Raw genomic sequence first — 16293 nt, forward strand, 5'->3', positions numbered from 1 at the left:
TTCTCCAAGGGTTTATAAAGTCTGCTAAATATTTTTTTTACTTACGAAACTAAAAGGCTTACCTGATTGTAGTGTAGCTGCAATAAACAAGAATTTCATTTCGATGATAAAGATAATAGTAGGCACCAACCGTAAAAACTCACTTTCCCACAAATTGGCATTAATCTATCAGATTAACCTCAAAAAGCTGAATATTGATGCTGAAATATTGAATTTACAGGATTTACCTGATGATTTTGTATTTTCTGCTTTGTATGAAAACAATGGAAAAAACGATCTGTTCAACGGCTTTCACCAAAAGGTAAAAGAAGGAAGCAAATTTGTGTTCATTGTTCCCGAATACAATGGTTCATTTCCGGGAATCTTAAAATCTTTTATTGATGGTATGACCTATCCCAATGCCTTTAGGAATAAAAAATGTGCATTGGTAGGACTTTCATCAGGAATAGGCGGGGGTGGCATCGCATTGAGCCACCTCACCGACATCTTCCATTACCTGGGAATGCATGTACTTGCCCTCAAGCCAAAATTGGCTAAAATAGAGGACAACATGTCAGATAACCTGCTCACCAACAGGCTGTACATGGAATTGCTTCAATCCCAGGCTGAAATGTTGATTGACTTTTAAAAGTCAATCAACATTATCATGTAGAAACTTATTATTCTTCAAGAATTCATTTTCGTCAGTCAGATTAAATCTAGAAAGGCTTCTTTCAGAACTGTGCTGGACATCTGAAAGTTTTACTTGCTTTCTTACAAAAGCCGGCGTCTCCAATTTCTCTTTGAAATCCTCAGGATTCTGACTGTGATTTGTCCTCATGTTTTTCAACTTTTCGAATCTTTCATAGGCCTTCTGAATTGCTTTTTGCCTGATTTGTTCATAGTAGTCATTACCATAAACAGGCTTTGCTTCTGAATTTGAGTCTGCTTTAGGCAATTCAGGCGCTTTTTCCTCTTCCTCTTCCAAAGTGTAGACAACCTTTTTATCCGCTTTTGAATCATCGGCAGATACTATTTCGAAATCATGTTCCTCATCTACCTCTTCGACTTCCACTGGCTTAACTTCCGGCTTTTGCTCTTTTTCGACAGCTTTCACTGGTTCGGATTTTTGTGAAGAGTCATTTGCAGCTGGAATTGGTCTCTGGAAAGTAAAGGTGTATGACTGGCCTGAAGTAACTACTTCATCCACTTTAGATGTCTTACCTGACTCAAGGTCTATTACTTTTATAGCTTTTTCCTCATCTTCCGTTTCTTCCACAACCTCTACTTTGGCTGTTTCTTTTTTCGACTTAGATGAAGCTGTCAGTTTATCCATTTCAAAGCCAGTAGCAATGACTGTCACCCTGATCCCCTTGTTAAGATCCTGATCAATACCCTGACCAAAGATCACTTCTGCATCTTCACCTGCTCTTTCTTGGATATATTCAGTGATTTCGCTCAACTCGTCCATAGAAAGCTCGTCGTCTTCTCCTGACATGATGGACAAAAGAATCTTTTGAGCACCCTTGATATCAACATTGTTAAGTAATGGAGAAGCAATCGCTTTTTCAGCGGCTCTAATGGCACGACCTTCGCCTTCTTCAGTTGCAGAGCCCATTACTGCAGCACCTGCATCCTTCATTACAGTTTTGACATCTTCAAAATCCACATTGACATCTTGATGTACAGTGATGATTTCTGCTATAGATTTGGCAGCAGTGCTCAATACATTATCTGCTTTTGCAAAGGCAGAACGTATCGCAAGGTTACCATATATTTCTCTGAGCTTGTCATTGAGGATCACCAAGACTGTATCACAGTTTTCTCTAAGTGATTCAATTCCTGATTGAGCGGATTGCATTTTTTTCCTACCCTCAAACACGAATGGGGCGGTTACAATACCTACTGTAAGGATGTCCATATCCTTGGCAATCTTAGCAATTACGGGAGCGGCTCCTGTTCCTGTGCCTCCACCCATACCAGCCGTGATAAACACCATTTTGGTATTATCTGACAGCAACTCTCTAATATCTTCCTTGCTTTCCAAAGCGGCGTTTTTTCCTTTTTCAGGATTTGCACCGGCTCCAAGCCCCTCTGTAAGATTAGCACCCAATTGTAGCCTTAATGGCACAGGACTGCTTTTCAAAGCTTGGGCATCCGTATTGACTACTACGAACTCCACATCCTTTATTCCTTGGTTGTACATATGGTTCACGGCATTAGAACCGCCACCTCCTACTCCAATCACCTTTATGATGGATTTTTGGTTTTTTGGAAGATCAAACTTGTAATCTTTCATGTTATCTGACATTTATTTTATTTGTTGGTGAATAATGATTTTTCGAGTTTTAAATTTTTAGGGAAATGAAAAGCAGCACTTTTCATCTCCCCCAATATGATAAGCCCTAGTAATTATTATCTTCATGAATATCATCTGAGATGATATCTTTTAGTCTGTTTTTGATGTTTGAGAAAATTCTGGTACTGAAATCACCTCTTTGGACCTTGACCTGAGGTTTAGCGCCTTCCCTTTCATATCGCTGTTTGTAAGTGTCCTCTCTTTCGTCCAAAGATTTGAACCCTGCCAATACCAATCCTACTGATGTGGCAAACATGGGGCTTTTGATTTCATCCACTTTACACTTGCCAAGATGTTCATTTGGATAGCCAATTCTGGTATCAAGTCCAGTCATGTATTCGAAAAGCTGGGCTACACCTGAGAGCAATGCCCCTCCTCCTGTCAACACTATCCCGCCTGCAAGTTTTTTGTAATGTCCGCTTGCTACCAGTTCATTTTGAACATGCTCAATAATTTCTTCCATTCTAGCTTGAATGATAGAAGCCAGATTTTTAATAGAAATTTCCTTAGGTGGTCTATTTCTTAAGCCGGGAATTGATACGATTTCGTTTGGATTGGCTTCTTCAGAAATAGCCCTCCCAAATTTGGTTTTTAGAAGTTCTGCCTGATGGTATAATACCATACAACCTTCCTTGATATCAGTAGTAATGATATTGCCCCCAAGCGGGATCACTGCAGTATGCCTGATGATGTTGTCATGGAAAATAGCTATGTCAGTAGTACCTCCACCGATATCTACCAAGCAAACTCCCGCCTCTTTGTCTTCCTCACTAAGTACAGAAAGGGAGCTTGCCAAAGGTTCAAGAATAAGGTCTTTGGAAATAAGGTCACCGCGTTTGATACAGCGGTTGATGTTGCTAATGGCTGTGGATTGTGCTGTGATGATGTGAAAATCAGCCTCCAATTTACAACCGGACATTCCGACAGGATCTTTGATTCCGTCTTCATAATCCACAGTATAATCTTGTGGCATGACATGAATTATTGTATTTCCTGGAGGGACGACAATGTTTTCCATGTCATTGGAAAGCCTTCTGACGTCTTCAATGGTAATCTCTCCTTGCTGAGGATTACACATAATACCGCCATGATGAACTGAACTTCTGATATGTTGACCAGCAATCCCCACTATCACGTTGGCAATGTCGACTTCTGCCATATCCGAAGCATCACCCACTGCCTTTTGAATAGCATTGACGGTCTTGTCAATATTGGTCACTATCCCGCGAATGACTCCATCCGAAACAGCTTTACCTACGCCTAAAACCTCGAGCTTGTTAAACTCATTTTTGCGTCCAACAATCGCACAGATTTTGGTAGTTCCTATATCCAGTCCTACAATAAATTTATCGTTTTCCATAGCATCATCAATTATTCACAAACAATCTGACCTTTATATTTTACATTCACCCTGCTGTATGCATTCCACCCTTTAGAAGGGAGGATTTCTTCATAGAACAAGTTGATTTTACTAAATTTCTCTTCTATTTCCGTTGCATCCCCAAACTCAAAAACCTGTTTTCCAACCTGCTGATGCATTTTTATATCCGATTCTTTTTCTATTTCCAATTCTGTCAACTGAGCATTCCAGAATTCATCCTCATGGATAAATTTGAGAAGCTCCAACAACTCTTCATGAGACTCAGTCAACTCTTTTTCCTCAAGTAAAGACTCAGCATAAGCCCCATGAAGCACCAATACACGTGTAGTATACCTCGGAGAGGTAGGCAAGATCAAACCTTCTGTAGAGATATATCCATCAGCAGCCCTTGGTCTTACTATCCTCGCCATTGGAATGTGCTGCTCTATTTCAATTCTGATATTTCCTTTCTGATCTGAGAAAACCTCAGCATTCTTCACAAATGGATGTGCTTCCACTTTTCTCTCCAGCTGATTGAGATTGATCTCTGAAAAAGAAACTCCCGATTTCAGCAAAGGAAATTCAGCTTCTAAGTTTTCAACAATCTCTTTTTCTTCTACGAAATACACATCCGCTACGCTTTTGATGCTTATCTCTAACTCAGCAAACTTACGCTCTGCGTGTTTTTTCTCCACAAAACCGATAAATACCGCCAGTACCAGTAGTAGGAAACTTACACCTAAGATTTTTTTCAGTCTAGTTTTCATAGCTTCTCATCCAGTTTGCAATAGGTTCTACCAATCTGTCTATATCGCCCGCTCCAATCGTGACCAAAACTTCCGGTTGGTTTGAGTTCAAATATTCAAGCAATCCTTCTTTTGTCTGTAGACTTTTCTTATCAATGGCAATATCTTCCAGCAACATACCCGCAGTCACTCCTTCTATAGGCAGCTCTCTTGCAGGATAGATATCCAATAAGATCACTTCATCCGCCAGAGAAAGACTTTCAGAAAATCCCTTTGCAAAATCTCGTGTCCTGGTGAAGAGGTGGGGTTGAAAGATTGCTGTCACCCTACTTTGAGGATACATTGCCCGTACTGAACTTAAGAAAGCCCTGATTTCCTCCGGATGATGTGCATAATCATCTATATAAACTCTGCCCTCTTCCTGAATCCATATTTCAAATCTTCTTTTTACTCCTTTGTAGCTTTCTACAGCTTCTTTGATTGCTTTGGGTGTAATTCCCATATCAAGTGCAATGGAAATGGCGGGCAGAATATTTTCAACATTGTGGAAGCCAGGCACCATTAACTGTAAATCTTTGATTACTTGCTTTTCATCTTCGTAATCAAAAAAGAATGAGGCAGCTCTTGGCCTTACATTGGCAGCTTTGACTTTCCCTCCATTTACCCCATAAGGAATGACTTTAAGAGATTTTTTTGTTTCTCCTATTTTATGAAGAGCGTTGGCTTGTATGTAAAGCTTTCCCTTGTCGGATGTCAGGTTGACAAATTCTCTGAAGCCTTCTACCATGTGCACATCATCACCATATATATCCAAATGGTCAGGATCTACACTCGTGACTACCGCTACATTTGGGAATAATTGCAGGAAAGACCTGTCAAATTCGTCAGCTTCTACCACAACCGTAGCTACATCTTTTGCTTCATCATGAAGAATGAGGTTACTCTGATAGTTTTGGGTAACCCCACCAAGAAATGCAGCCACATTTTTTCCAGAATGCTTTAAAAGATGAGCAATCATACTTGAGGCTGTAGTTTTTCCGTGAGTACCCGCCACAGCTATTGTAGGCATCTCTTTAGTAATCATACCAAGGACTGCAGCCCGTTTTTGCAGGGTATAGCCATTCTGTTGAAAAAACCTCAACTGAACGGCATCTTTTGGAACAGCAGGAGTCCATACTATTAGTGTGTTACTTGTAAAATCTTTTACCCTGTCCGGAATACTCTCTTCAGAATCTTCAAAGGATATCTCCATTCCTTCAGCTTCCAACAATGCTGTCAGCGCAGAATGTGTGCGATCATAGCCAGACACTGGTACTCCGACATGGTTAAACCACCTTGCCAGAGCACTCATGCCAATTCCTCCTATACCAATGAAGTGGACGCTATGTAGTTCCTTCAAATTCATGCTATAATTTCTTCCAATGCCTGTACTATTTCCTTAGCCGCGTTGGCCTTGGACAGTTTTTTTATATTTCTACCTAAATCTTCTGCCTTTCCTTCTTCTTCAAAAAGTAAATCCAAGGTTTCCTTTACTTTTCCTACAGCTTCACTGTCTTTGAGAAGAATGGCTGCATTTTCACTTACAAATGCCATGGCATTTTTAGTCTGATGATCTTCTGCCACATTTGGCGAAGGGATAAATACCACCGGCTTAGCTACAAGACTCAATTCAGATACCGAAAGTGCTCCAGAACGTGACACAACCACATCAGCTACGGCATAGGCTAAATCCATCTCTTTGATAAATTCTCTTACATGTATATGCTTCAGGTTGGATTGATTGACGGTTTCCATCATTTCTTGGAAATAAAATTTCCCACATTGCCAAAGCACCTGATAACCCGACTTTTCCAAAGCCTCCATATCTGCCAATATTGCCTGATTGATGGTCCGGGCACCTAAACTTCCTCCCAGCACCAATAATACTTTCCTGTCTTTGTCTAATCCAAAATGGTTTAGCGCCAATTCCTTCTTACCCGTAAGGTCTAGGATGTCCTTCCTGACAGGATTGCCCGTATGTCGAATTTTGTTTTTGGGAAAAAACTTTTCCATTCCCGGGTAGGCAACACAAATTGCATTGGCTTTTTTAGCCAAAAGCTTATTGGTCAATCCGGCATACGAATTTTGTTCTTGCAATAATGTAGGAATACCCTGTCCTTGCGCCACGTATAAAAGTGGCCCGCTGGCATAGCCTCCAACACCTACTACTGCCTCTGGCTGAAATTCCTTAATAAGCCTCCTTGATTTAGAAATACTTTTCAGGAGTTTGAAGGGGAAACTAAGGTTAGAAAGACTCAAACTTCTCTGCAATCCAGCAACTGTAAGCCCCTCAATTTTATATCCAGCTTCAGGTACTTTTTGCATTTCCATTTTTCCTTCCGCACCTACAAATAGAATCTCCGCTCCAGGGTGCTTTTCTTTCCATGCATTTGCTATAGCAATTGCAGGATAGATATGCCCTCCTGTACCTCCTCCGCTGATCATGATTCTATATGTTCTGTTTCCGTTTTTCACTTCTTATGCTGTCTGAAATACTTTTCTTGGTCTATTCCCTTCACTATTTGCTTCAATTGAATCTACATGGTCACCCCTGCTGACACTAAGTATGATACCGAGAGAAAATCCTGTGAAAACCAGGGATGTCCCCCCCATACTCAAAAGAGGTAAGGGCAAACCTGTCACAGGCCCAATACCTACCGCTACTCCCATATTGACCATTGCCTGAAGCACCAGTGCAAAGCTCAATCCTGCAGAAAGCAATCCTCCAAAAGGCTTGGTCGATGAGGCTACTATTCTCATTCCCCTGTAAAGCAATGCCAAATAAAGAAATAGCACTGTGCCTCCTCCGATCAGCCCATATTCTTCAATAATAATGGCGAAAATGAAATCTGAATATGGGTGTGGCAATGAGTTTCTTTGTTCTGAATTGCCTGGACCTTTGCCTGTAATCCCACCGGTAGAAATCGCGATATAGGATTGCTCTACCTGATATTGGGTCGAATCTTTATCAAAAAAGCTCTCAATCCTCGAAAAGAAGGTATTTCCACGCTGACCAACCATTGCTGAAGCAGAAATAAAGAGAGCCCCAAATAGTGCACACATAACCAAATATTTAGCCGGTACCCTACCGATAAACATCAGGATGAAACAGGTCACTAAAAGCAATAAAGCTGTGGACATATTCGCCAATCCTATCAACATACATATAAACCCAATGACCAGAATAATTGGAAGGAAGGACTTTTTAAGCTCTTCTATATTTTTCTGCCGCTTGGACAACAAACTCGCCAATGTGGCTATCAATGCCAGTTTTGCAATGTCTGAAGGTTGAATAGCCTTATTGATAATTGGTATAGTAATCCACCTATTGGCCTCATTGATATTTGTACCAAAGAAATAGGTGAAAATCAATAATGGTATTGAAAGCAGAAGCAATAACCTTCCAATCAAGCCATACCACTTGTAAGGCACCTTGTGAGCAGCCCACATGACAAACAAACCGGCAAAAACCATCATAGAGTGGTCCAATAGGTACTTCTCTGTATTGCCTCCTTTAAACTTATATGCAAGAGAGCCTGTGGCAGAATACACCACCAGTATGCTGATGATAGACAGCAATATCACGATACCCCATATAATAGGGTCTCCCTTAAGGTTTCTATCGATCCATGATTTCAGTGCTGTAATCATTCCGCTACCGTTTTAAGTTCTTCTACAGCTTTTACAAACTGCCTGCCTCTATCTTCATAGTTTTGAAACAAATCAAAACTCGCACAAGCTGGAGATAACAATACCACATCTCCAGTCTTACCCAATTTCAATCCCCAATTCACTGCCTCTACAATGGATTGGGTTTCTCTGATTTCCTCGATTTTCCCTTCAAAAGCTTTTTTCAACTTTTCATTGTCCTTGCCTAAGCATATAAGCGCTTTAATCTTACCCTTAATCATTGGCTCTATTTGAGCGTAATCATTTCCTTTGTCAACCCCTCCTGCTATCCATATCAGTGGTTGGACAAAACTGTCAAGTGCAAATTTGCTGGCATCCACATTGGTCCCTTTGCTGTCATTGATAAATTTTATCCCTGATATCTCTGCAACTTCTTCCATCCTATGAGCAGCGTTTTTAAAATCAGCCAAACCTTGGAGAATCTGAAGATCAGGGACCCCTACAAGCATTGCAGCCAAAGAGGCCATCATTGCATTCAACGCATTGTGCTTACCTTTCAGAACAATATCCTCAATATCAATATCCAGCTTTCTACCAGGGGATCTCAAATCCATGCTGTTACCATCATAATATCCTCCTCTCCTTTGAGAAGATTCCATTGACACTGGATATGGTGTCGCTTCAAGACATACACTTTCAAAACCTTGATTGGTCAGCTTATCATCTTGATAAAATATTGCCGCATCTTCACTTGTCATCCTTTTAAAAAGAGAAAGCTTAGAAGCGATATAATTTTCAATTTTATACTCATACCTGTCTAAATGGTCAGGTGTAATATTTGTCAATATTCCTATATGAGGTTTAATTGTCTTGAATCCATCGATCTGAAAACTACTCATTTCGATCACCCACCAATCTTTGTCTCCATCGACCAACTGAGCGGCCCAACTTTGTCCAACATTTCCAGCAAGTCCCACATTAATCCCTCCTTTCAGAAGCAAATGGTATGTCAAAAGTGTGGTAGTAGTCTTGCCGTTGGTACCGGTAATACCGATGACTTGACCCTTCGAATACCTTCCTGCAAACTCCAACTCATCTATTACCTGAATTCCTTTTTCCAATGCCTTCTGCACAATGGGAGCAGTTAATGGAATCCCGGGACTTTTGACAATCTCCAAAGTATTCAAAACCTCATCCTCAGTATGCCTTCCTTCTTCAAATCCAATCCCCTTTTCTAGGAAGAGCTTTTTTCTTTCAATACTGATTTGCCCCTTGTCGGATACCCAGACCGCATAGCCCTTCTGATGTGCGAGCAATGCTGCCCCCACTCCACTTTCGCCTGCGCCCAATATGACTATCCTATTTTTCATCTATCTCAATTTCAAAGTTGCCAAGGTGATGATTGCCAGTAGTATCCCTACAATCCAAAACCTCACGACGATCTTGGATTCATGAATATTCTTTTTCTGATAATGATGATGCAATGGAGACATCAGAAAGATCCTCCTGCCTTCACCGTATTTTCTTTTGGTATACTTGAAGTACCCTACCTGCATGATGACCGACACGTTTTCGATTAAGAATACACCGCATAAAACAGGTATCAACAATTCCTTTCTCAAAGTCAAAGAGAGCACTGCTATCACTCCGCCCAACATCAAACTCCCGGTATCACCCATAAAAACTTGTGCTGGATATGCATTATACCAAAGAAAACCTACACAAGCCCCGACGAAAGCGGCACAGAAAATCACCAATTCTCCTGAGTTAGGTATGAAAAAGACGTTCAGGTATTGGGAGAAAATAGCGTTTCCTGATATGTAGGCAAAAATGGCAATAGTGAGTCCTATTATCGCTGATGTTCCTGCTGCCAAGCCATCTATACCATCAGTAATGTTTGCCCCATTTGAAACAGCTGTGATGATAAAGGTCACCAGAAGAATGTACAACACAGGTGTGGCACTTTCCCCTAAAAAACCAAGGAATGTCTCGTAATTCAATTCATTGTTTTTCATGAAAGGAATGGTAGTTTTGGCTACTTTAACATCCCTGAACGCGGGGGTTTCCACAACCCCTTCTTCTATGGAAACAGGGTTGGTAAACTCCCGCACCACTACTCCTTCATGAAAGTATAAGGTAGCCCCTACAATTATTCCAATTGTAATTTGACCGACGATTTTAAACCTACCGGCAAGACCCTCTTTATTTTTTCTGAATACTTTGATATAATCATCCACAAATCCTATAGTACCCAACCACACAGTAGTGATCAGCAAAAGGATGATGTAAATATTGTTGACATTGGCAAAAAGCAAAGTAGGTATAATGATACCAGCCATGAGCATCAGTCCCCCCATTGTAGGTGTACCCTTTTTCTCTTGCTGACCGGCCAAACCCAAATCCCGAACTGTTTCCCCAATCTGCATAGAACGGATCCAGTCGATGATGTTTTTTCCAAAAGTAACCGTGATGATCAAGGACAATAGCGCCGCCATACCTGCCCTAAAGGAGATAAAGCGAAATACACCTGTTCCAGGTATATCCATTACGCTGTCCAAATAATCAAAAATCGGATATAACATATTATTCTTTATTCAAAAGATTAAGCAATTCTCTTACAATTTCTCTATCATCAAATGGGTACTTGACCCCTTTGATTTCTTGATAAGTTTCATGACCTTTTCCCGCCACCAAAATAATGTCACCTTTTTTGGCCATAATACCGGCTGTCTTGATGGCCTCTCTTCTGTCTTCTATGATCATTGTTTTTTTGAAATCCACAGGATTTACCCCTGCTTCCATTTCTCTTAATATGGCCATTGGTTCTTCATCCCTTGGATTGTCAGAAGTCAAGATTACCTTGTCACTGAATTGGGTTGCGATCTTTGCCATGATAGGCCTTTTGGTCTTGTCTCTATTCCCTCCACAGCCAATCAAAGTGATGACTTGTTCTCCACCTGTCCTCACGCCATCTATGGTTTTCAGGACATTTTCTAGGGCATCAGGTGTATGGGCATAGTCTACAATAGCCGTCACACCCGCTATGGAAATCTTGTCAAAACGACCTTGCGCCCCCTTAACTTTGGAAAGCTGCATCAACACTTCCTCCTCCTCTTCTCCCAGCAAGACCGCTGTTCCAAAAACTGCCATCAGGTTGTAGGCATTGAATTCACCTATCATCCTGAACCAGATTTGTCGGTTGTTAACATCCAACTCTAATCCTTCTATGGTATTGGAAAGTACCTTGGCCTTGAAATCTGCTGGATATCTTAAGCCAAACGTCTGATGAGCAGCCTTACAATTCTGTAGCATGACCATTCCTCTTTTGTCATCTGCATTGACTAAGGCAAATGCAGATTTTGGCAAAATGTCAAATAGCCTTTTCTTGGCTTTGATGTATTCATCAAAGCTGCCGTGATAATCAAGGTGATCATGCGAAATATTGGTAAAGACTGCGCCTGTGATTGTAAGACCAATCGTCCTACCTTGGACAATGGCATGTGAAGACGCTTCCATAAAGCAATGGGTACAGCCCTTTTCCACCATTTTCCTCAAAAGAGATTGAATGGAAATAGCGTCGGGAGTAGTATGCGTGGATGGAATAACCTCTTCATTGATCTTGTTTTCTACAGTAGAAAGCAAGCCAACCTGATACCCCATTTCCACAAACAACTGAAACAGAAGCGTGACGGTACTTGTCTTACCATTGGTACCAGTTACCGCCACTAGCTTCAGCCTTTCAGATGGATTTTCGAAATAATTGGCAGCCATAATCCCCAAAGCCACTGAGGAATCAAGAACCTGCACATAGGTAATATGCTCTAGAATGTTATCGGGGAGCTGTTCACAGACAATCGTAGTAGCTCCTTTTTCTATAGCTGTTTGAATAAATTGATGTCCATCTACCTGAGTACCTTTTACAGCTACAAAGGCAGTGTGAAGTGTAACCTTCCGGCTATCAAAGACAAGTTCACTAACTTCCCTTTCCATGTCACCTACAGTGGAAACCAGCGATACTTTATACAATATGTCTTTTAACACTTTCATTTATCCTAAAATCAAATTGATGACATGATTTTGTTGCACAGGGGATCCAGGAGAAATTGACTGGTTTTTGACCCTTCCTTTTCCTTGATAGATCACCCTCAACCCTTTGTTCTCCAATACATATAGTGCATCCCTCAAAGGAAGCCCACTTACATCAGGCACCACGGGAGATTCGACCTGATTGGCCTGCCATTGAATGGATTTATCCATAACCTTAGATTTTACATAACCGTCATTGACCCCATTCCCATGATTTGAAATCCCGAACCTATTGCAGATCAACTGCAACTCATCAAATTTTCCAGCCTGAATCAATGGAAATTCAAATCCTTTTTGAGCCAAATAATTATCAGCTGTAAAGGTCTTGTTGATATGTAAATCCTGGGCATGTATTTTATCTGCGATTTCTTTAAAAACCGGCGCAGAGATATCCCCGCCAAAGGCGTTGAATCCTTTTGGACTATCTATTACCACAATGGCAGAGTATTTTGGATTATCCGCAGGAAAGTATCCAACAAAAGATGTGTAGTACTTTTTGGTGTACCTGCCATCTTCAAGCTTTTGAGCTGTTCCGGTTTTTCCCGCTATTCTATACTGCTCGTTATACACATTCTTGGCCGTTCCATTTTTCACTACGCCCTCCAAGAGATCCTGCAATTGCTTGATGGTCTTTTCTGAAGCAATACTTTTTCGCAACACTTCAGTCTGGAATTGCTTGTCTACCTGATTGCCTCTCGCTATGGCTTGTACAATCATCGGCTTCACCATTTTCCCATTATTGGCTACTGCGTTATAGAGCATCAGCGTGTGCAAAGGAGTGAGTTTTGTTTCATACCCAATGGACATCCAAGGCAAAGTCGTACCGTACCAGTATTTGTCACCCGGCTTCTTGAAGTAAGGAGCTCCTTCACCTTTCAATTGGAAATCAATTGGTTTATCAATACCCGCTTTTTCAATATAACCGACAAATTTGCTCGGATTGTGCCCAAAATGCTGATCCACCAATTTAGAAATACCGATGTTAGATGATTTTTCAAAAACTTCCCTTACGCTAATCCTGCCATATCCACCTGTCTTGGCATCCGTCATTTTCCGGTCATAAATCTGGAACACACCATTCCCAGTTTCCACCATGTCATTGAGACTTACTTTACCTTCTTCCAAAAGGGCAAGCATAGACATCAATTTAAAGGTAGATCCCGGTTCAGTCAGTCCCTGATCACCAATAGCATAATTATAGCTTTCGCTATAGCCTCTCCCATTTTTATTTTTCTGCAGGTTACCCAATGCTTTGATATGACCTGTGGCAACTTCCATCACAATGACAGTTCCAAACTGAGCGTCTTTTTCTACCAATTGCTTTAGCAAGGCTGATTCCGCTACGTCTTGAATATTGATATCCAAAGTGGTCAATACATCAAAACCATCCTCAGGTTTGACGTCTTCAGCATCAAAAACAGGCTTCCAGTATCCACCTGCAATTCTCTGAAACATAGCCTGACCACTTTTACCCTCTAGGTATTCATTGTAGCTATACTCTATCCCTGCTCCATAATTATCATCATTGAGAAAGCCAACAGTTCTACTAGCAAGACTATTGAATGGCCTATAGCGCTTTTCAACCTTTTCAAAAATTACTCCTCCGCCCATTCTACCTTTCCTGAAAATAGGCCAAGTGCTCATTGTCTGCATATCTTGATAACCAATCTGACGTCTGTTGAGAATTAGGTAGCGCTTACCATTCACCTTGGCATCAGAAATCATCTTTTTGTATGAAGCTGCAGATCGGTCTTTATAGAAGGAAGAAAGCAATCGGCTTAAAGAATCAATGCCTGCATTGAAAACCGGATCCTTGGCTACAGATGGATCCAACACAACCCTATAAAATGGCAATGAAGTAGCGAGTAAACTTCCATCGGCAGCGTAAATATTTCCTCGGGTAGCATTTACTTGTCTATAACTGAAATTAGTTGATTCCGCTTTGGCTGCCCATTTTTCACCCTCCACAAACTGCAAACGGACAATCCTAAACAGGATTGTCCCAGCAACTAAGGCTACTATCAAAAAAGCAACCCTAACTCTTAGCACTATGGAACGTTTGATATTCACTTCTTCTGTCTGACTTTTACTGGGGGTTCATTTATTTCTACTATTCCAAATGGTGCAATCTTCTTGGCTACTTCAGATTGCTTACTGCTGAGCATATACTCAGCCTCCAGTGTAGTAACATCTGCCCTGATATCTTCTACTTCTCTTTGCAGTACTTCTATCTTTCTGACCATGTTTTCTGCACTGTGATTACTCCATATATATATAAGCGCAAGCATTGCAACATATAAAAATGGAGGTACAAACTGTACAGGAACTCCTTCGCCAAATAGACCCGTCATATTGAGTTTTTCTTCAATGAGGGTAAAGAGGTTTTTGCCTCCCCTTTTAGGGGAATTTCCTTTCTTGATTTTTTTCTTGAAAGTATTTTGGCGCATCCTTACAGTTTTTTAGCTATTCTAAGTTTGGCACTACGTGCTCTATTATTTACTTCAATCTCTTCCTTATCAGCTATGACCGCTTTTCTGGTCACAGGCTCAAGTGGTCTTTGAAGATTTCCGTAGAAGTCTTTTTCAACCTCACCATGAAACTTCCCTTTGTTGATAAAATTTTTGACCAGCCTATCTTCCAAAGAATGGTAGCTCATGACTACAAGTCTTCCCCCTGGCTTTAGTACCTCTACAGTCTGAAGAAGCATCTCTTCCAGTGCTTTCATCTCATCGTTGACCTCAATTCTCAAAGCCTGAAACACTTGCGCATAGTATTTGAAATCCTTTCCTCTCGGCGCAAATTTTTTCAGAAAGTCCTTGAAATCTCCCGTGGTAGAGAAAGGCTTTGAAGCTCTTTCTGAGACAATTGCCTGAGCCAAAGTTTTCGCATTTTTGACTTCGCCATAGATTCCAAAAATCTTGTGAAGCTGAGCTTCATCGTAATTATTGAGTAGATCTTTGGCAGTCATATCCATCCCACTACTCATACGCATGTCCAAGTCACCGTCAAACCTCGTAGAAAAACCCCTTGTGGGCTCATCTATCTGATGTGAGGAAATTCCAAGATCTGCAAGAATTCCATCTACCTGCTTCACACCGTATAGTTTAAGGTATTTTTTAAAATCCCTAAAATTGGCCTGGACGAAAGTAAACCTCTCGTCATTTGGCACATTGGCTTCGGCGTCGACATCCTGGTCAAATCCATATAGATGTCCATTCTTTAAGTATTTCAATATTTCCCCGGAATGTCCACCTCCACCAAACGTAAGGTCAACATAAGTGCCGTTTGGGTCAATAGCCAAGCCTTCAATGCAAGGTCCTAGCATTACGGGGATATGATAATTAGAAGCTGTCATGGCCTAAGAAAGATATTGATCCAATAATTTTGATAATTCTGCCTGATCAGCTACAATATTCTCTTTGTATTTTTCAGGACTCCATATTTCAACAAAACCTCCCACCCCAATCAATATGGCATCCTTATCAATTCCAGCCCAACTGCTAAAAGTCTTTGGTATCAGTAGTCTCCCCGCGCTGTCAAGCTCCACTTCGGTCATACTTTCAAAAAAACTTCTCTTGATAAGTCTTTGTACTGGATCTCTATCTGAGAGGGAGGAAATCTTATGCAAAAGTTTTTTAAACTCAATCTGGGTATATAGCGCAAGACAGCCATCGTCCCCTTGACGTAGAATGAGTTCTACACCATTGGATTCTGGAATTGCCGCCTTGATCTTGGCAGGCAAAGCCAGACGACCTTTGGCGTCGACCTTACATTCATACCGGCTGTTGAACATTCCCATGGGCTTATCTTGAGTTTGCTATAAATACAAAAGTAAGAAAAGCATCTACACATCCCACCACTTTCTCCCACTTTTCTCCACTTTTTTATAAATCTATCCAAAACTTTCAATTAATACAATGTTTGATGAAAAAATTCACATTTATTTCGCTTGAAGATCAGGTAGTTGAAAATTATTTGTTTTGATAAAAAATCACTTATTACAGGCTCAAAAAAGCCAAATTAAAGACAACATTCCTAAACTATATTTGTGTTTTCACCTAAAATCTGCTTCAATGGTAAAAAGTGGGAGAAAT

14 protein-coding genes are annotated in these 16293 nt (G+C 40.8%); 1 reads left to right on the plus strand and 13 read right to left on the minus strand.

Annotated elements, in window-relative coordinates:
• Positions 1-103: 103 nt before the first annotated feature.
• Positions 104-628: an NADPH-dependent FMN reductase gene (locus CLW00_RS14540; protein ID WP_106134422.1), complete on the plus strand. Its 525-nt coding sequence runs from the start codon at positions 104-106 to the stop codon at positions 626-628.
• Between the two features lie 3 nt (positions 629-631).
• Here CLW00_RS14540 and ftsZ read toward each other — a convergent pair whose 3' ends face one another.
• From ftsZ to mraZ, 13 genes are all read right to left on the minus strand, one after another.
• Positions 632-2278 (minus strand): cell division protein FtsZ, encoded by a 1647-nt coding sequence (ftsZ, locus tag CLW00_RS14545; protein WP_106134493.1) that lies wholly within the window; start codon positions 2276-2278, stop codon positions 632-634.
• 106 nt (positions 2279-2384) lie between these two features.
• Entirely contained in the window at positions 2385-3698 is a 1314-nt protein-coding gene (gene ftsA / locus CLW00_RS14550; RefSeq protein WP_106134423.1) for a cell division protein FtsA, read from the minus strand.
• A gap of 11 nt (positions 3699-3709) precedes the next feature.
• The gene (locus CLW00_RS14555) at positions 3710-4465 is read right to left on the minus strand and encodes a cell division protein FtsQ/DivIB (RefSeq protein ID WP_106134424.1); all 756 of its coding nucleotides are present in this window, start codon (positions 4463-4465) and stop codon (positions 3710-3712) included.
• Complete coding sequence (murC, locus tag CLW00_RS14560) at positions 4455-5849, minus strand: UDP-N-acetylmuramate--L-alanine ligase (RefSeq protein ID WP_106134425.1); 1395 nt, start codon at positions 5847-5849, stop codon at positions 4455-4457. The genes CLW00_RS14555 and murC overlap by 11 nt, the downstream gene beginning before the upstream one ends.
• A complete protein-coding gene (murG, locus tag CLW00_RS14565) occupies positions 5846-6928 on the minus strand; it encodes an undecaprenyldiphospho-muramoylpentapeptide beta-N-acetylglucosaminyltransferase (RefSeq protein WP_106134494.1) in 1083 nt (360 codons plus the stop codon). Before murG ends, murC begins: the two co-directional genes overlap by 4 nt.
• A gap of 33 nt (positions 6929-6961) precedes the next feature.
• Positions 6962-8131 (minus strand): FtsW/RodA/SpoVE family cell cycle protein, encoded by a 1170-nt coding sequence (locus CLW00_RS14570; protein ID WP_425437970.1) that lies wholly within the window; start codon positions 8129-8131, stop codon positions 6962-6964.
• Positions 8131-9483 carry a UDP-N-acetylmuramoyl-L-alanine--D-glutamate ligase gene (gene murD, locus CLW00_RS14575; RefSeq protein WP_106134427.1) on the minus strand — a complete coding sequence of 451 codons (1353 nt, stop codon included), beginning with the start codon at positions 9481-9483 and terminating at the stop codon, positions 8131-8133. Before murD ends, CLW00_RS14570 begins: the two co-directional genes overlap by 1 nt.
• Positions 9484-10695, minus strand: coding sequence for a phospho-N-acetylmuramoyl-pentapeptide-transferase (gene mraY, locus CLW00_RS14580; RefSeq protein ID WP_106134428.1), 1212 nt, complete (start codon positions 10693-10695; stop codon positions 9484-9486).
• 1 nt (position 10696) lies between these two features.
• Positions 10697-12160, minus strand: coding sequence for a UDP-N-acetylmuramoyl-L-alanyl-D-glutamate--2,6-diaminopimelate ligase (locus tag CLW00_RS14585; RefSeq protein ID WP_106134429.1), 1464 nt, complete (start codon positions 12158-12160; stop codon positions 10697-10699).
• A complete protein-coding gene (locus tag CLW00_RS14590; protein WP_106134430.1) occupies positions 12161-14269 on the minus strand; it encodes a penicillin-binding protein in 2109 nt (702 codons plus the stop codon).
• Positions 14266-14646, minus strand: a complete 381-nt coding sequence (locus CLW00_RS14595) for an FtsL-like putative cell division protein (protein ID WP_106134431.1) — start codon at positions 14644-14646, stop codon at positions 14266-14268. The genes CLW00_RS14590 and CLW00_RS14595 overlap by 4 nt, the downstream gene beginning before the upstream one ends.
• A gap of 2 nt (positions 14647-14648) precedes the next feature.
• Entirely contained in the window at positions 14649-15554 is a 906-nt protein-coding gene (gene rsmH / locus CLW00_RS14600) for a 16S rRNA (cytosine(1402)-N(4))-methyltransferase RsmH (protein WP_106134432.1), read from the minus strand.
• 3 nt (positions 15555-15557) lie between these two features.
• Positions 15558-15998 carry a division/cell wall cluster transcriptional repressor MraZ gene (gene mraZ, locus CLW00_RS14605; protein WP_106134433.1) on the minus strand — a complete coding sequence of 147 codons (441 nt, stop codon included), beginning with the start codon at positions 15996-15998 and terminating at the stop codon, positions 15558-15560.
• Between the last annotated feature and the right edge of the window lie 295 nt (positions 15999-16293).

It is taken from the genome of Mongoliibacter ruber, from assembly GCF_003003005.1.
Taxonomy (GTDB): domain Bacteria; phylum Bacteroidota; class Bacteroidia; order Cytophagales; family Cyclobacteriaceae; genus Mongoliibacter; species Mongoliibacter ruber.